The 17,440-nt window shown below is 70.2% G+C and carries 14 protein-coding genes; 10 read left to right on the top strand and 4 right to left on the bottom strand.

Going from position 1 to position 17,440, the window contains the following annotated elements:
* Positions 1–424 precede the first annotated feature (424 nt).
* The 4 genes from ACIBK4_RS19160 to ACIBK4_RS19145 all read left to right on the top strand — a co-directional run bounded on the left by ACIBK4_RS19160 (position 425) and on the right by ACIBK4_RS19145 (position 5,815).
* Positions 425–1,354 carry a 4-(cytidine 5'-diphospho)-2-C-methyl-D-erythritol kinase gene (locus ACIBK4_RS19160; RefSeq protein ID WP_398995935.1) on the top strand — a complete coding sequence of 310 codons (930 nt, stop codon included), beginning with the start codon at positions 425–427 and terminating at the stop codon, positions 1,352–1,354.
* Positions 1,355–1,546: 192 nt separating this feature from the next.
* Entirely contained in the window at positions 1,547–2,326 is a 780-nt protein-coding gene (locus ACIBK4_RS19155) for an MHYT domain-containing protein (RefSeq protein WP_398995934.1), read from the top strand.
* A 225-nt stretch (positions 2,327–2,551) separates the two neighbouring features.
* Positions 2,552–4,546, top strand: a complete 1,995-nt coding sequence (locus ACIBK4_RS19150; protein WP_398995933.1) for a nitrate- and nitrite sensing domain-containing protein — start codon at positions 2,552–2,554, stop codon at positions 4,544–4,546.
* Between the two features lie 264 nt (positions 4,547–4,810).
* Complete coding sequence (locus tag ACIBK4_RS19145) at positions 4,811–5,815, top strand: peptidoglycan recognition family protein (protein WP_398996435.1); 1,005 nt, start codon at positions 4,811–4,813, stop codon at positions 5,813–5,815.
* An 89-nt stretch (positions 5,816–5,904) separates the two neighbouring features.
* Here the strand turns inward: ACIBK4_RS19145 and tgmC are convergent, their stop codons facing one another.
* The 4 genes from tgmC to ACIBK4_RS19125 form a co-directional block, all read right to left on the bottom strand.
* Positions 5,905–7,032 (bottom strand): ATP-grasp peptide maturase system methyltransferase, encoded by a 1,128-nt coding sequence (tgmC, locus tag ACIBK4_RS19140; RefSeq protein WP_398995932.1) that lies wholly within the window; start codon positions 7,030–7,032, stop codon positions 5,905–5,907.
* Positions 7,029–7,994 (bottom strand): ATP-grasp ribosomal peptide maturase, encoded by a 966-nt coding sequence (gene tgmB / locus ACIBK4_RS19135; protein WP_398995931.1) that lies wholly within the window; start codon positions 7,992–7,994, stop codon positions 7,029–7,031. Before tgmB ends, tgmC begins: the two co-directional genes overlap by 4 nt.
* Positions 7,994–8,254, bottom strand: coding sequence for a putative ATP-grasp-modified RiPP (tgmA, locus tag ACIBK4_RS19130; protein ID WP_398995930.1), 261 nt, complete (start codon positions 8,252–8,254; stop codon positions 7,994–7,996). The genes tgmB and tgmA overlap by 1 nt, the downstream gene beginning before the upstream one ends.
* Before the next feature lie 192 nt (positions 8,255–8,446).
* The gene (locus tag ACIBK4_RS19125) at positions 8,447–8,692 is read right to left on the bottom strand and encodes a hypothetical protein (protein ID WP_398995929.1); all 246 of its coding nucleotides are present in this window, start codon (positions 8,690–8,692) and stop codon (positions 8,447–8,449) included.
* 381 nt (positions 8,693–9,073) lie between these two features.
* Between ACIBK4_RS19125 and ACIBK4_RS19120 the strand changes: the two genes are divergently transcribed.
* The 6 genes from ACIBK4_RS19120 to ACIBK4_RS19095 all read left to right on the top strand — a co-directional run bounded on the left by ACIBK4_RS19120 (position 9,074) and on the right by ACIBK4_RS19095 (position 17,307).
* Positions 9,074–10,141 carry a helix-turn-helix domain-containing protein gene (locus ACIBK4_RS19120; RefSeq protein WP_398995928.1) on the top strand — a complete coding sequence of 356 codons (1,068 nt, stop codon included), beginning with the start codon at positions 9,074–9,076 and terminating at the stop codon, positions 10,139–10,141.
* Positions 10,138–10,809 carry a YdcF family protein gene (locus ACIBK4_RS19115; RefSeq protein ID WP_398995927.1) on the top strand — a complete coding sequence of 224 codons (672 nt, stop codon included), beginning with the start codon at positions 10,138–10,140 and terminating at the stop codon, positions 10,807–10,809. Before ACIBK4_RS19120 ends, ACIBK4_RS19115 begins: the two co-directional genes overlap by 4 nt.
* 28 nt (positions 10,810–10,837) lie before the next feature.
* On the top strand, positions 10,838–11,545 hold the full coding sequence (locus ACIBK4_RS19110; RefSeq protein WP_398995926.1) for a WbqC family protein: 708 nt from the start codon (positions 10,838–10,840) through the stop codon (positions 11,543–11,545).
* Between the two features lie 114 nt (positions 11,546–11,659).
* Complete coding sequence (locus tag ACIBK4_RS19105) at positions 11,660–13,462, top strand: ABC-F family ATP-binding cassette domain-containing protein (protein WP_398995925.1); 1,803 nt, start codon at positions 11,660–11,662, stop codon at positions 13,460–13,462.
* Between the two features lie 200 nt (positions 13,463–13,662).
* On the top strand, positions 13,663–15,441 hold the full coding sequence (locus ACIBK4_RS19100) for a PQQ-binding-like beta-propeller repeat protein (RefSeq protein ID WP_398995924.1): 1,779 nt from the start codon (positions 13,663–13,665) through the stop codon (positions 15,439–15,441).
* A gap of 45 nt (positions 15,442–15,486) precedes the next feature.
* Positions 15,487–17,307: a PQQ-binding-like beta-propeller repeat protein gene (locus ACIBK4_RS19095; protein ID WP_398995923.1), complete on the top strand. Its 1,821-nt coding sequence runs from the start codon at positions 15,487–15,489 to the stop codon at positions 17,305–17,307.
* Positions 17,308–17,440: the final 133 nt, after the last annotated feature.

Here is a 17,440-nt window from a genome sequence, read left to right as displayed (position 1 = left end):
GAGCAGGGCGGGTGCCGAGAGCAGGGCTGGCGTTGAGGCCGAGGCGGGTGCCGAGGGCAAGGTGGGCGCCGAGGCCGAGCCAGGCGCCGAGGGTAAGGCGGGTGCCGAGGGCAAGGCGGGTGCCGAGAGCATGGCGAGCGCTGAAGGCGAGACGGGCACCGACCGCACCGCGCCCGCCGACCACACCGCACCCGCCGGGCAGGACGCGCCCGCCGACCGCACCGCACCCGCCGGGCAGGACGCGCCCGCCGACCGCACCGCACCCGCCGGGCAGGACGCGCCCGCCGACCACACCGCGCCCGCCGGGCAAAACGCGCCCGCCCGCGACGCCTGAACCGACGATGCCCGCCAGGAGCACCCGGCAACTGACCACCCCCGCCCCGCTTTTCACCAAGGCCAACGCCCAGCACAAGGAGCCCGGCAAGTGAGCGTCACCGTTCGCGTCCCCGCCAAGGTCAACGTCCAGCTCGCGGTGGGCGCCGCGCGCCCCGACGGTTTCCACGACCTGGCCAACGTCTTTCTTGCCGTCGGCCTGTACGACGAGGTCACCGTGACCCCCGCCGACGAACTCCGGGTCACCTGCGTGGGCCCGGACGCGGACCAAGTCCCCCTGGACCGTACGAACTTGGCGGCGCGGGCGGCCGTAGCACTCGCGGAGCGGTACGGCCGTAGTCCCGCCGTGCACATTCACATCGCCAAGGACATTCCCGTGGCCGGCGGCATGGCGGGGGGCAGTGCGGACGGGGCGGGCGCGCTGGTGGCGTGCGACGCGTTGTGGGGGACCGGGGCCTCGCGGGCCGAACTGCTCGACATCTGCGCGGAGTTGGGCAGCGATGTGCCGTTCAGTCTGGTCGGCGGCGCGGCACTCGGCATCGGGCGCGGCGAGAAGCTGACCGTCCTGGAGACCGGTGGGACCTTCCACTGGGTGTTCGCGATGGCAGGGCGCGGGCTGTCGACCCCGGCGGTGTTCCGGGAGTTCGACAGGCTCGGCGAGGGGATCGACATCCCCGAGCCCGTCGCCTCGCAGCCTCTCCTCGACGCGCTCGCGAAGGGCGACCCGGACGCGCTCGCCGCCGCCGTCTCCAACGACCTTCAGCCGGCGGCCCTTTCACTCTTCCCGGAACTCGCCGACACCCTCGCCGCGGGCCGCACCGCCGGCGCCCTCGCCGCGCTGGTCTCCGGTTCGGGCCCGACGACGGCGTTCCTGGTCCGCGACCCCGCGTCGGCGGCGAAGGTGGCGGAGGCGTTGACGGCGTCCGGGACCTGCCGGACGGTCCGTACGGCGACGGGTCCGGCGGCGGGGGCGACCGTGATCGACCGACCTTCACACGAGGTCCACGGAACACCCGCCTGACCTGCAAAAATACGCATGTTCGGTGTAATCCAAACCACATTGATTTAATGTTCACCAATCAACCCCGAGGTCCCTTTCGCGCCCTATGTCCCAGGGTTACGGCTGGCATGATCAGCCAACCCCGGTCCTCGTTACCGGCGGTACTCCCTGCGCGCGCGGTCTCGCCGCGCCACGCCCGAGAGGAACCTCCCCATGGGCCACATGGATCACTTCAGCGCGGGCTGGGTCACCCCGGTCCTCTCCTACGCGATGGCCTGCGTCGGCGCCGCCCTCGGACTGCGCTGCACCGTAAGGGCACTTGAGGCGGACGGCGCCTCCAAACGGAACTGGCTGACGCTCGCCTCCGTCGCCATCGGCTCCGGCATCTGGACCATGCACTTCGTGGCGATGCTCGGCTTCAGCGTCGAAGGCACCCCCATCCGCTACGACGTCCCGCTCACCGTCCTGAGCCTGCTGATGTCCATCGGCGTGGTCGCCGCCGGCGTCTTCACCGCCGGCTACGGCCGCTCCCGCGTCACGTCGGTCGCCTTCGGCGGCATCGGCACCGGCCTCGGCGTCGCCGCCATGCACTACACCGGCATGGCCGCGCTCGACCTGCACGGCACGATCGACTACGACCCCCGGCTCGTCATCGCCTCCGTCGCGATCGCCATCGTCGCCGCGACCGCCGCGCTCACCCTCACCCTGATCGTCCGCGGCCCGGTCCTGGCCACCCTCGCCGCCCTCGTCATGGGGCTCGCGGTCAGCAGCATGCACTACACCGGCATGTACGCCGTGAGCGTCGCCCTCGCCCCCAGCGGCGCGACCCTGGCCGGCGCCACCGCCACGGAGTTCATCTTCCCGCTCGCGGTCGTCCTCGGCTCCTTCCTCTTCCTGGCCTCCGCGTACGTCGCCCTCTCCCCGACCGGCAAGCGCCACGAGTCGGCCTTCGCGGCGGAGCTGCTCCGCGAGGTCGAACTAGCCACGGTCTAAACCGACTTCGGCCACCCGACGGCGACACACCTGCCACCACGACACCCCGGCACAGGTCCTCACCTCGCCGATCCCCACCCCCCCCAGGGGCGCGGGGAACTGCGCGCCCAGCTCCCACCGACCCGCACCCCGCACACAACCCCAGCCACCCACCCCCACCCCGGTCCGGGCCGACTCCGACTCCCCGCACCCCCTGCACCCCCGCACTCCCCGAACGAGGTCCCCATGCGTGTCCTCCGCACGCCAGCCCGGCTGCGCCCCAGATCGGTCCGCGCGAAGATCGTCGCCCTGCTGATGCTGCCCGTCGTGTCCCTGATGGCCCTGTGGGGCTTCGCCGCGGTCACCACCGCGTCGAGCATCGCGGCCACCGAGACAGCCAAGGACGTCAACTCCGAACTCCTCACCCCCGTAGCCGAGTTCGTCACCGCGGTGCAGGCCGAGCGGACCGCCGCCCTGCGGCACGCGGACGCGCCCGGCGCCTTCACGAGCGCCACGAAGGCCACCGACAGGGCCGCCGCCGCGCTGCTCGACGGAGTCAACGCCTCCAGCTCCGACGCGGCGCTCATCGACTCCACGCTGCCCGGCCGTATCGACAGGCTGGAGACGGACGCCAACGGCCTCGCGGCGCTGCGCGCACAGGCCACCGCCAAGGGCGCCAAGTCGACGGCCACGTACAGCGGTTACTCGGCGATCGTCGAGCACGGCTTCTCCGTCACCGGCGCGCTCACCGGCGACAAGACCGCCGCCGACGCCTCCGAGGCACGCGTGGTGCTCGAACTGTCCCGGGCCCGCGAGGCCGTCGCCCGCGAACAGGCGCTGCTCGGCGCCGCCGGCGCCGGGGGCGAGTTGACGAAGCAGCAGTACGCGCAGTTCGTCGGCGCCGTAGCCACCCAGCGCGAGCTGCTCGCCCCCGCGGTCGCCGACCTCAGGGCCGAGCACCGGACGGCGTACCGCACGGTCCTCGACGGCAGCGGATACAGCCAACTCCAGGCGATCGAGAACCGGGTGAGCAGCGCGGGCCCCGGCACCCCGGCCGCGTCCGCCGGTTTCCTCAAGGGCTGGGACGCCACCGTGGGCGGCGTCCTCAAGGGGCTCGGTACGGCCGAGACGAAGGCCGGTACGGGAGCCACGGCCGCCGCCGACCCGTTCGGCTGGGACACGCTCGGCGCCTCCGGGGTCGCCGTCGTGCTCGGCCTGGTCGGCGTGCTGCTGTCGCTGCTGGTCTCCGTGCTCGTCGGCCGCGGCCTCATCGTCGAACTCCTCGACCTGCGCAACTCCGCCCTCGAAGTCGCCGGCCGCCGCCTCCCGCAGGCCATGCGCCGACTGCACGCGGGCCAGGGCGTCGACGTCGACGTCGAGGCCCCGATGCGCCGCCTCGCCGGCGACGAACTCGCCCAGGTCGGCACCGCGTTGACCGCCGTCCAGCGCGCCGCCCTCAAGGCCGCCTCCGAACGCGCCGAACTCCTCAGCGGGATCTCCGGGGTCTACGTCAGCCTCGCCCGCCGCAGCCAGGTCCTGCTCCACCGCCAACTCGACCTGCTCGACGCGATGGTGCGCAGGCAGCGCGACCCGGCCGAACTTCAAGAGCTCTACCGCGTCGACTACTTGGCCACGCGGATGCGCCGGCACTCCGAGAGCCTGCTGATCCTGTCAGGGATCGCGCCCGGGCGCGGCTGGCGGGACCCGATCCCGCTGTCCGACATCCTGCGCGCGGCCGTCGCCGAGATCGAGAACTCGGCCCGCGTCCAGATCTGGGCCGTACCGAAGGTGTCGCTGACCGGCGGTTCCGTAGCCGACGTGATCCATCTGCTCGCCGAACTCGTCGAGAACGCCACCGCCTTCTCACCGCCCAGCACCCAGGTGCAGATACGCGCGGCCCGGATGCGCGAGGGCGTGCTCATCGAGGTCGAGGACAGCGGCTTCGGCATGAAGGACGACGCGATGGCCGACGCCAACCGCAAGATCCAGTCCGAGAAGGTCGACCTCCTCGACGCCAAGCAGATCGGCCTGTTCGTGGTCAACCGGCTGCGCGAGCGGCAGGGCCTGCGCGTGGAGGTACGCCACTCGTCGAGCGGCGGCGTCACGGCCGCGGTGCTCATCCCCGAGACCCTGATGCGCGACGACATGCCGGTGGGCGAGCAACAGGCGGTGGGCGGCCGGGGTTTGGCACCGGCAGCGGCCCTGGTCCCGCAGCAACGGCTGCGCGGGGCGGGCGCCTGAGCGGGACTCTTCCCGCCATCCCCTCTCCACCCACCCCTCCCCACCATCTCCACACAGATGTACCGCAATCGCTGTACAGGTGGGGCGGATGGGACGGATAGGTTCGTTTGATACGTCAAGTGCACTGCTGGAAAGGCCCGTTCCGTGTCCGACGCCCCCACCCCGTCGTCCCCCACCCCGTCCCACCGCAGGAAGCGGTCCCTCTCGCGTCGCGGCGCGATAGGGACCGCCGGAGCCGTAGCCGCCGGGGCCGCCCTGACCCCGGTGGTCTTCGCGGCCACCGACTCCGGCTCCGACGCTGACTCGACGAGCACCGACGCCGCCCCCACCGGCACCAAGCCGGAGACGTTCCCGGCCACCCGCTCGGCCACCGCCACGGGCACCGCCCCGGCCACCACGACCTTCGCCGCGTCCTACGTCGGCCTGCGCTGGACCGGCGCCCCCGACGGCGCCGGCATCCGCCTCGCGGACGGCGACTGGCAGCAGACCGGCACCGGTTGCGCGACCGTGGACAACGGCGGTACGGCGCTGGTGGCGGCCGACGAGGCCACGACCTACGAGGTCAAGGCACCGGCCGGCGCGACGGACGTACGCTCGGTCGCCATCGACTGCACCCGAGGCCCGGACCACACCTTCCACGTACCGTCCGAGGCGACCCGCGTCCGAGGCGTCCGCTACCTCTCGCGCCCGGCGTGGGGCGCCGACGAGTCGAAGCGGTACAAGGACGGCAAGGTCAACTCGCCCGAGGCGTACTACCCGTTGCAGTCGATCACGGTCCACCACACGGACACCCCGAACGCGGATCCGGACCCGGCGGCGACCGTCCGCGGCATCTACGAGTACCACGCGATCACCCTCGACTGGGGCGACATCGGCTACCACTTCCTCATCGACGAGGCAGGCGTGATCTACGAGGGCCGCTACTCCGGCGACGACCTCGTCCCGGCCTTCAACACCGACGGCAACCTGGTCACCGCCTTCCACACGGCAGGCTTCAACTCCGGCAACCTGGGCATCGCCCTGATCGGCAACCTGGTGTCCCAGGCCCCGACAGACGAGGCAAAGGCCTCCCTGACCCGCCTGATCAAGGTCATCACCCGCTTCAAGGGCCTCGACCCCCAAGCGAAGATCACCTACACCAACCCGGTGAACGGCGTAAAGAAGGACAACGAAACGATCAGCGGCCACAGGGACTGGCTCCAGACGGACTGTCCGGGCCAGACGATGTACGACCTGCTGAGCGAGGTACGGGCAGCGGCGGCCCGCTGAGCTGAGGGGGAGGAGGCTGCCGCCCTGAAGCAGGGGATGCTTCTGGGCGGCAGCCTGGATCGCGCCTCACCCGTCCTGTGTGCTCACGTTCAGACCGGGAGGCGCCAAGCGGGTCCGTCGGGTTCCCCAAGCCAGACGCGTTGGGTGCCGTCGGCCTCCACGGTCATACCGAAGTCGGACTGCGGGGGCGCTCCGGCGTCCTGCCAGGTGGTGAGGGCGCTCTCTACGGCATCCCACAGGTGCAGAGGGCCGTGCTGGTGTACCTGCCACCCCTTGCCGGTGGGTTCGGTCCAAGCCTGTGAGCCGGTGGCGACATCGACGAGGATCACACCGTCGCCGGTGGTCATGAGTTCGGCGGAGGGCGCGGCGAGTTGGGCGAGGAAGTGGCCCGTCCAGTCGTTGAGGAGGCCGGGGTTCAGGCGGGCGGGTCGGGTGTGGCCCGGGTGCGGGTAGTAGGTGGGGCGGGGCGGGCGTTCGTGGGGGCGGGCGAGCATGTAGCCGATGTGGTCTGCGGCGAAGCGGCCGGTGGCGGTGCCGTCGTCGTGGACGGTGAGGCTGATGAGGCCGGAGGCGAGCATCCATCCGCTGACGGTGGTGGTGATCGTTCCGCTGTCCCGGACCTGGTGCAGCCAGGCGGGAGGGATGTGCCGCACGGCGCAGGTCGCAACGATCGCGTCGTAGTCGGCGGCTTCCTTGTGCCCGGCGAGTCCGTCTCCGGTGACCAGCGTCGGGGAGTATCCGGCGGCGTGGATGTGACCGGCCGCCGTGGCGGCGAGGTGCGGGTCGTACTCGATGGAGTACACGTTCCTGTCGCCGAGGCGCCGGCAGAGGATGGCGGTGGAGTAGCCGGTGCCGGTGCCGATCTCCAGCACCCTGTCACCCTCGCGGATGCGGGCGAGGTCGAGCATGCGCACGATCAGGGAGGGCAAGGTGCTGGACGAGGTGGGGCGGCCGGTCAGTGGTCCGGGGGCGTCGGTGGCGGCGATGCCGTCGATCTGCGTGACCCACGTGGTGTCCCGGTAGACGAGGCGGAGCCATTCGTCGTCGCCGCTCGTGTGGCGTCGTACGGGCTCCCACTGGGTGCCGGACGGGCGGAACACCGTTTCGTCGAGGAAGAGTTCACGCGGGACGGCTTCGAGCGCGGTACGCCATGCGGGGTCTTCCACGGGGACGGCTGCGGCGAGGGCGCGGCGGAGCTGGGCCGGGTCGGCGGTCATGCGTGGCCTCCGTGCTGGAGTTGATCGACGAGGGCGGCGGTGATCGGGTCGGTGATGTGGTCGGGGAACCAGGCCCATTGGCCGTTGGGGTTGCACTCGTACCAGTGCCACAGGCCATCGGGGTCCAAGCCGAAGTCGAAGGCGCCGAAGACCAGGCCGAACACGTCGAGGTAGACCTCCACCCCCTTGGCGATCTCGGGCGGGACGGGGATGGGTGTGTAGGTGAGTCGGTCGTAGTGGCGTCGCCAGTCGACGCCGGGAGAGCCGTCGATCCGGACGGCGAACAGGTGCTTGCCGACGGCGGTCAGACGGATGTCGGCGGTCTTGTTCACCCGCTGCTGGAACAGGTGAGCCGTGCGGCGAATCCGGTCGTCGATCTGGTCGGGGGTGACGTCGTCGATCCACACCGTCAGCGACCGGCCTTCGACGTCGGCGTAGTCGCTTGCCCGAAGTGGCTTGTAGAGCACAGGCCCGTACTCGGCCGTGAACGCACGTGCTCGGTCGGGGTCGTTGGTGATCAAGGTGGGAGGCACGGTCAGGCCGCAGCGGGCAGCAGCCGCCAGCTGCGCCGGTTTGTACTCGGCATCCCGGTTGCGCCAGGGATGGTTCAGGTAGTGGGCGCCGGGGAGAGCGGCGAGTACGCCGCCGAGTCCATGGCGGGCTTCCGCCACGGCCCAGCGTGCGGTCTGCTCATTCATGGCGAGGTCGGCGGTGTAGGGGGTGGGCCGCCGCCAGTACACCGAGCGCACGCTGTCCAGGTCGAGAGTGCGGGTCTCGGTGGTCAGGGTGCCTCTGGGCCCGATGCTGTCGAACACCGCTGCCGCGCCGACCGTCTCGGGAAAGCCCCCGGGATCCAGTCGTACCACGGGCACCCGGCGCCGGTTGAGTTCGGTGATCACCTCGTCGGCTGTCGCATCGTCCAGGCGCGTGACGACCAGGACGGCCGGCCCACCCACGGCCATCAGTCACTGTCTCCCTGTTGGTCGCTGCCCTCGTCCGAGTTGCCGTCCATGCTCGTCTTCGTTGTCGTCTCCTTCGACGTCTCCGACCGCTTGTGCTTGTCCAGCGTCGGTACCAGGGTGCCGTCGGGGTCCACCCACACGGCGGTCTGCGACTCGGCGTCCAGGACCGCGCGGGCAACGGGCAGCACTTCGGCAGGAGGGAACGGCTTCATACGGCTGACACCCCAGGGGGTGGCCCGATCGGGCGCTGAGGCCTGCATGGGTCTCCTCATCTTTCGGTCGTTTTCTACGGCTCCCTCTTACGTGGGCTCGCGGGGTACGGCGTACTGCCGGGAACTACAGGGCCACGGCGAGCAGCACGCCGCCGAGAACAAGCACCACAAGCACCAGGGCGACGGCCTCGACCTGCGGCGACCCGCCACGGTGGACGGGCCCGGGGACCTGAGGGTCGCTCAACGCAGGCCCCCACAGGCCGGGTTGCGGGCCCACTGGCGGAAGGGTCTCCCGCGGTGGCGTACGTGGCCCAGGCCGGGGCGGGTGATACCCGAGCGGGTGTTGCACAGGACGCAGTCCATGGCCTGCTGCTGACGGGGCCGGAGGCTGGTCACGTCGAGCAGGGTGGGCAGACTGCCGGACGGGGAGGCGGCCATCGACCGACAGCCGGTCACCGGGGTGCCTCTGCGGTCGGGTGGGCCCACACGCGTTTCCCGCCGTGCACCAATTCGGCGCCCCAATCGTCGGCGACAGCTTCGACCAGTCGCAGGCCGCGCCCGCGCTCCTCGTCACGCTTCGGTGTCTCGGCAGTGGGCCGGGTCGGTGTGCTCAGGGGAACGGACTTTTCCTTTGCCGCACAGCGCTCGTGTTCGTTGGTTCGGGTCGGTTGCAGGAAGCCGCGGTGGCTCTCGGTGCGGGTGGATCACGCGGAAACGCCTCCGCAACGGAGTGGGCGGGTGGAACCATCCGAGCCTGACGCACCCTCGGTCCGCCGGGAAGGAACGGCTGTTGCACCCTTGTGGCACTTCCGCGGCCCCTCGCTCGCCGTCCGTGCTTCCATGGCGGCAGGAGGGAGGCGCCCCAAGGTGAGCGTGAGTCAATGGACCGGCCGCGAGGCCGGCTTGCTGCGGCAGGCGCTGCGCATGAGCGTGCGTACCTATGCGGCGCACCTCGGCGTCGGCATCCGCACTGTCTCCAAGTGGGAGAAGTTCGGCACGGCCACCCGTCCCTGGCCCGACACGCAGGCCATCCTCGATACAGCCCTCACCCGCGCCGATGCCGCCGCGCGGGCCCGCTTCGAGCAACTTCTCGTCCCGGGCCCGCCGGGCCGACGGCCGAGCGGAACACCGTCCCCCGCGAACGCGGACCACGAGACCTGGGCGGAGGATCTGGAGCGGATCGTGGTGTGCCTCGACCGTCAGGACTTCGCCTTCGCCGCCACCCTGCTGGACCGCCGACTCGGTCGGGCCCAGCCCGGCGATCTCGACGATCGGGGCCTGTACCTGTACGGGCGCTCGTTGGTCCTGTCCGGCGACCTGCGCCGCCTCCAGGGCACCTTTCAGGATCTGATGACGGCCAGGCGGCTCTACTCGGACGCCCACGATGTGTTCACCGAACTCGACATCCCCCGTCGAGCCGCGCAGGTCGAACTCTCCCTCACCGTGGTCACCGAAATGGCCGGACGCCTCACCGCCGCGGCCACCCGTTACCAGCAACTCGCCGGTGACGAGAGGCTCGCCCCGGCCGACCGCGCCCGAGCCATGCTGTGGATCGGCACCTCCCTGTCCAAGGGCGGCGACAACGAGTTCGCCATCCACGTCATGGGCCAGGCGGCCAGGTGGTTCGAGGAACTGGAAGAACCGGAGGACTGGGCGACCGCACAGCAGAAGCTCGCGCTGGCCCACCGCGGTGTCGGCGATCTCACTCGGGCCCTGACCTACATCGACGCGGCCCGCAGCAACGGACGCTTCGAGACTCCGCTCCAGCGCGTCCAGATCGAGACCGCGCACGCCCACATCCTGCTCACCGACCCGGTCACTCGCGGTGGGGGGCACGCCGTGCTCGACCGGGCCTCGGGCATCGCCACCCGATACGGCCTGAAACACCAACTGCGCAGCATCAAGACCGTTCGCACCAGCGAGGAGTACACGTGACCGACCGTCAGGAGGCCACGATCAGTGACGCGGACCGGGCCGACGCCCGCGCGCTCTGGGATTTCCACCAGATGGGTCACGAGCTGCGGCCCTGCTCCGCCGCGATCGCCCTCGGCAGCCTCGATCTCGGTGTGGCCGGCGCCGCCGCCGACCTGTACCACGCGGGTATGTTCCCGGTCGTGGCCTTCACCGGCGACACCAGCGACGCCACCAGGGACCGTTTTCCCCGGGGCGAGGCCGTCCACTACCGCGAGCACGCGCTCTCCCTCGGAGTGCCGGACGAGGCGATCCTTCTGGAGCCGAAGGCCACCAACACCGGCCAGAACATCGGCTTCTCCCGCGAGGTGCTGGAGAACGCGGGTATCGCGGTGACCACTCTGCTGCTGATCTCCATGCCCTACATGCAGCGCCGCGCCTACGCGACCTGCCGCAAGCTGTGGCCCGAGGTTGAGCCGGTCTGCGTCTCCCAGCGGCTGTCGTTCGACGAGTACGTCACGACCCACGCCGACGAGAAGCAGCTCATCGACATGCTCATGGGCGACATGGAGAGGGTGATGGAGTACCCCAAGCGCGGTTTCGCCATCGAGCAGCACGTCCCGGAAAGGGTCCGCGATGCCTTCGACCGTCTCCGCTCCCGCGGCTACGACAGCTGGCTCCTGCCCGCCTGACAGCGCCGCGCGCTCAAGCACGGAGCCGGTGCGCTCGTGCGCGGTCCACCAGCCCAACCTCCTGCCCCGTCTCTCCACTCTGGCGAAGCTCTACACGGCCGATGTCTGGGTGGTCCTCGACGACGTCCAGTTCGTCCGCCGCGACTACCAACACCGCGCTCGCCTCGCCGCACTCGACGACCCGCAACGGCAGCAGTGGCTGTCCGTCGAAACCCATCTCCCGTACGGCCGCGCAACGTTGATCCGAGATGCCCGACTCGCCGACCCGCAGCGCAGTGCCCGCCGCCTCGGCCAACTGCCCGCGCAGCACTACCACGCCAGCCCCCACTGGCAGTTGCTGCATGCCTCACTCGAACCCGCCGTCCATTCCCTCGCCGAGGGCGTCGGCACAGCGGCCGTTGCCGAGGCCACCACCCGCGCCCTGCTGAACCTCCTGGGCTGGCGCGGCACCATCGTGCGCAGCAGCGACCTCGCCGCTTCCTCGGACCGTTCGGTACGTCTGGCCGACCTCACCACCGCCGTCGGCGCCGACACCTATCTCTGCGGCACCGGCGGCCTGCGCTACCTCGACCACCACCCCTTCGCGGAGCGACAGCTCAACATCCACGCCTTCCGGCCGCCCGTGGCCGCCGAGAACCTGTGGACCGGTGCCGCGAGGATCACCGCTCTCTGGGCACTCGCCGCATACGGACCTTCCCATGTGAGCGCCGCGTTCGACGAGCTGCGCCCAGCCTGACCACCGTCCACGTCGCCGCCGACAACCAACGCACCCCACCTGACCTGCACGGATCGTCACCCTCCCCCCGCGCATTACCCTGGGAGGCTGACCGTCCCCCCTGTCAGGAGAGAAATGGCCGTCAACCTGGTCAATGTCGAGAACGTCAGCAAGGTGTACGGCACCCGTGCCCTGCTCGACGGTGTCTCGCTCGGTGTCTCCGAAGGGGACCGGATCGGGGTCGTGGGCCGTAACGGTGACGGCAAGACCACCCTGATCCGGATGCTCGCCAAGTTGGAGGAGTCCGACACCGGCCGCGTCACCCACTCCGGAGGACTCCGCCTCGGTGTCCTCACGCAGCACGACTCCCTCGACCCGGAGGCGACCGTCCGCCACGAGGTCATCCGGGACATGGCCGACCACGAGTGGGCGGGCAACGCCAAGATCCGCGATGTACTGACGGGACTCTTCGGCGGGCTGGACCTGCCGGGCTTCCCGCAGGGGCTCGACACCGTCATCGGTCCGCTCTCCGGTGGCGAGCGGCGCCGTATCGCGCTCGCCAAGCTGCTCATCGAGGACCAGGACCTGGTCGTCCTGGACGAGCCCACGAACCACCTCGACGTCGAGGGCATCGCCTGGCTCGCCCAGCATCTGCGCGAGCGGCGTTCCGCGCTCGTCTGCGTGACGCACGACCGGTGGTTCCTGGACCAGGTCTGCACGCGGATGTGGGACGTGCAGAAGGGCGACGTCTACGAGTACGAGGGCGGCTACACCGACTACGTCTTCGCCCGCGCCGAGCGCGAGCGCATCGCCGCCACCGAGGAGACCAAGCGGCAGAACCTGGTCCGCAAGGAGCTGGCCTGGCTGCGCCGCGGCGCCCCCGCCCGTACGTCGAAGCCGCGCTTCCGCGTCGAGGCCGCCAACGAACTGATCGCTGACGTGCCGCCGCCGCGCGACACCAGCGAGTTGATGAAGTTCGCCTCCTCGCGGCTGGGCCGTACCGTGTTCGATCTGGAGGACGTGACCGTCCAGGCCGGGCCCAAAGTCCTTCTGAAGCACATCACTTGGCACCTCGGCCCCGGCGACCGCGTCGGCCTGGTCGGTGTCAACGGCGCCGGCAAGACCTCCCTGCTGCGTGCCCTCGCCGAGGCCGCCCGCAGCGACGGCGACACCCAGCCCGCGGCCGGCAAGGTCGTCGTGGGGAAGACGGTGAAGCTCGCCTACCTCTCGCAGGAAGTCGCCGAACTCAAGCCCACGCTGCGGGTGTTGGAGGCCGTGCAGCAGGTGCGGGAGCGCGTCGATCTCGGCAAGGGGCGGGAGATGACCGCCGGGCAGCTGTGCGAGACGTTCGGCTTCAACAAGGAGAAGCAGTGGACGCCGGTCGGGGACCTGTCCGGTGGTGAGCGGCGCCGGCTGCAGCTCCTCCGGCTGCTGATGGACGAGCCCAACGTCCTCTTCCTCGACGAGCCCACGAACGACCTCGACATCGAGACCCTGACCCAGCTGGAGGACGTCCTCGACGGCTGGCCCGGGTCGATGATCGTGATCTCCCACGACCGGTTCTTCGTCGAGCGCACCACCGACAAGGTGTACGCCCTCCTCGGCGACGCGACCCTGCGGATGCTGCCGCGCGGCATCGACGAGTACCTGGAGCGGCGCCACCGTATGGAGGAGGTCGCCGCCGCTGCCGTCCCCGTCGTGGAGAAGACCGCGTCGGCCGTGAGCGCCGCCGACCAGCGGGCCGCGAAGAAGGAACTGCAGAAGATCGAGCGGCAGTTGGACAAGGTCTCCGAGAAGGAGGCCAAGCTGCACGCCCAAATCGCCGACAACGCCACGGACTTCGCGAAAGTCGCCGAACTGGACGCGAAACTAAGGGACTTGAGCGGCGAGCGGGACGAGCTGGAGATGCGGTGGCTGGAACTCGCCGAGGACGCGTGAAGGGTGGGTGAAGGCGCATAACGGCTCCGTCACGGGCCGGTCCTCCCTTGGGAACAGGGGTGAACCGGCCCGTTCTTCATGGACAGCTCAGTGATAGAAAGGGCCGTCTGAGAACTGTCTGAGCACTGTTGAATACGACTCCGGGTCCCTCGCGAGCCTCGGGGCGTGGCTAAAAATCAGTGAACGAGGGGGAACCGCTGATGACTCAGCCGCCCGAACAGCCGCCGTCCGGCGGTTACGGAGCGCCGCCGAACCAACCGCCACAGCCACCGGCCGGGGGTTTCGGGGCTCCTGTTCCGCCGACGCCCCAACCCGGCTACGGCTACCCGCAGCAACCGCAGCCCGGCCCGTACGGCTATCCGCAACAGCCGCAACAGCCGCAACAGCCGCAACAGGCTGGTCCGTATGGTCAGCCTCAGCCTCAGCCTCAGCCGCAACCCGGGCCCTACGGCCAGCCGCAGCAGCCGGGGCCGTACGGTCAGCAGCCCGGTTACGGCTACCCGCCGCCCCCACCGCAGTTCGCCCCGCCTCCGACCCCGCCCTCCGGTCGCGGCCCCTTCAAGGGCAAGCCCGCGCTCGTGATCGCGGCCGCCGTGGCCGGACTCCTCGTCGTCGGCGGCACGGTGTGGGCGGTCACCAGCGGCGGCGGTGACAAGAAGCCGGTCGCCGAGAAGAGCGACAGTCCCACGCCGTCCGGCAGCGGTACCGTCGACGACCCCGCCAACCCCGGCGACGGCAGCGGCGACGGCGGCAAGGACCCCCAGAACCTCAACGAGGGCCGCAAGTCCGGCGAGGCGAAGGTGCTCTGGTACAAGGAGGCGCCGGACGCGCCCGGTTCCGGCGCCGACGCCCCCGGCATGTGGATCACCGGCAAGACGGCGGTGAAGGCGGCGTACAAGGAACTCGTCGCCTACAACGTCGGCAACGGCAACCCCACTTGGCCCACGATCACCTTCCCGCAGAAGATCTGCGCGGTCACCTCGCAGCAGTCGGCCGACGGCAAGATCGTCGTGGCGTACGAGAGCGGTGTCAGCGACAACGCCAAGTGCAACCAGCTCCAGCAACTCGACCTGAACACCGGCGAGAAGGGCTGGACGGCGGTCGTCCCGGACGGCGACCTCTTCGACAGCGTGCTCAGCATCGGGCTGTCCGTCACCGGCAAGACCCTGATGGTGGGCCGCTCGCAGTCCGGGATCGCCTACGACGTCGACACCGGCAAGAAGCTCTACGAGAAGAAGAAGTACGGCGCGGCCTGCTTCCCGAGCGGGTTCGCGGGCGGCGCCAAGCTGATCTCGGTGGCGTCCTGCGGGGCGGGTTCCTCGACCGAGCACGACGAGGTGCAGGAGCTGGACCCGGCGACCGGCAAGGTCGAGTGGACCAAGTCGATCCCCAAGGGCTGGACGGTGGGCCACGTCTACTCCGTGAACCCGGTCGTCCTCTACATGACCGACTCGGACGACAAGCACTGGAACATCTCCACGCTGAAGGACGACGGTTCGGTCCGCTCGCAGGTCGACTCCAAGGCCGCGTTCGCGCCCTCGTGCGGTTCGTCGTTCATCGACGACCTCCAGGACTGCGAGGGCCTCGCGGTCGACGCGAGCACCCTGTACCTGCCGACCGACGCGACGACCGGCGCCAACGAGATCGTGGCGATCAACCTGGCCACCGGCAAGGAGAAGTGGCGCGTCAAGTCGCCCGGATCCGTGTCGATGCTCCCGATCAAGCTCCAGGGCGGCAAGCTCCTCGCCTATGTCGAGGCGTCGTACACCGCGGGCGGCGAGGTCGTGTCCATCCCCACGACGGGCTCCGCGCACACCCCGACGAAGCTGCTGCAGATGCCGTCCGGCACCGCGCAGATCGAGTCGAGCTTCTACTCCCGGGCCATCGACTACGTCGACGGACGCTTCTACATCTCGTCGACCCGGCTGAACGGCAATGACGACACGAAGGAGAAGTTGATGCTCGCGTACGGCAAGTGAGACCCCGACTTCTCCCCGCCCGCCGTCTTCCCCGAGGTACTCGTCATGACCCAGCCCCCACCCCCACCCCCGAACCAGCCCCCGCAGGGCGGCTTCGGCCCACCCCAGGACCAGCCCCCGCAGCAGCCCCCACAGACCCCGCCGGGCTACGGCTACCCGCAGTCCCCTCCGCCCCAACAGCCGCCGGTCTACGGCTATCCCCAGGCACCCCAGGCCCCGCAGCAGCCCCAGGGACCCCCGCAGGCCCCGCCGCCCGGCTACGGCTACCCGGGCCAGCAGCCGAACCCGTACGCCCAGCCGCAACAGCCGTACGCCCAGCCGCAGCAGCCCAACCCCTATGGCCAGCAGCCGGGTTACGGCTACCCGGGCCAGCCGACCATGCCGTTGCACCCGCAGCCGGGCCAACCGGGCGGCGGCGGGCGGAAGTTCGGGGCGCCGGCGGTGATCATCACCGCCGCGGTCGTGGCGATCGCGCTGATCGTCGGCGGCGGGATCTGGTACGCGTCGTCGTCCGGCAACAAGGACGACGACACGAAGAAGACCGCGACCGCCGGCGGCACCACGGGCGGCACGAACGGCAAGGGCGGCACGACGTCCGGCGGCAAGGAGAAGGTGCCCGCCGACACCGCTTCCAAGGTCCTCTTCGAGGTCCCGATGCCCAAGGTCGGTGACACGATGGTGACGTCGGGCTCCTGGCTCACCGACAAGGTGTACGCCAAGACCGGCAGCGCCGAGGTGGTCGGCTACAACCGCGACACGGGCGCGAAGCAGTGGACGATCAAGCTCCCGGGCCCGGTCTGCCAGGCCACGAAGCACATCACCACGGACGACAAGACGGCGATCCTCTACGAGCCCGCCATGCCGACCAAGGACAAGCCCTCGCACGGCTGCAGCCAGATCGCCGCGATCGACCTCGACGCGGGCACCAAGCTGTGGACGAAGACCGCCAACTCCGGTGACCAGCCGATCAGTTTCGAGAACGTCACCGTCAGCGCGAACACGGTCGCCGTGGGCAGCACCGACGGCGGCGCCGCCTTCGACATCTCCACCGGCAAGGTCCTGTGGAGCCCGAAGGTCGCCGACTGCTACGACACGGGCTACGGCGGCGGCGCCAAGCTGGTCGCGGTGCGCCGGTGCGGAACGTACGACGCGCCCGTGCTGCACATCCAGACCATCGACCCGGTCTCCGGGAAGGTGATCTCGGACTACAAGATGGCCGAGGGCATCGAGTACGCGAGCATCGTGTCGACCGACCCGCTGGTCGTCGCGGCCGACGTCGGCGACAGCGCGGGCGACGGCAGCGGCATCTCGGACTTCTTCTCCATCGACAACAAGACGGGCGCCCTGCGCTCGCACATCCCGGCGCCGGGCAAGCAGTACGCGGGCCGCTGCGACGGCATCACGCGGGTCGAGTACTGCACCGAACTGGCCGTGGGGAACGACCGGTTGTACGTGCCGACCGAGGAACACGACGGTTCGGGCGACTCCTACAGCCAGACCAACGAGATCGTCGCCTTCGACCTCGCCACCGGCAAGCAGACCGGCCAGCGCGCGGACGCGGGTGACGGTTACACGATCACCCCGCTGCGCATGGACGGCGCCAACGTCATCGCGTACAAGTCCCCGCCGTACAACAAGGGCGGCCAGATCGTCAGCATCGACGGCACCTCCTTCAAGGAGACCAAGCTGCTGGAGAACCCGAGCACCGAGACGGTACGGGCGGCGGAGACCACCTTCCTCCCGGACTACGCGGAGATCCTCTACGGCGAGGGCCACCTCTACATGTCGGCGGTCTACGCGGACAAGGCTTCGTCGTCGTCAACCGGCGACAAGGACTTGGCGATCGCGTTCGGCACCGGCAGCTGACACGACCGTCTCCACGACCCCGGCCCCGCCCCTGCTCAGGGACGGGGCCGGGGTCGTACCGCTCAACACCCCCGAATACGAGGAATGCGAAAAAGTCAGTCGTTCCGGGGCACTTCTCTCCGGTAGGGGCAGC

This window comes from Streptomyces sp. NPDC050528 (assembly GCF_044457795.1).
Lineage (GTDB): Bacteria > Actinomycetota > Actinomycetes > Streptomycetales > Streptomycetaceae > Streptomyces.
This window is presented reverse-complemented; position numbering and strand designations above follow the sequence as displayed.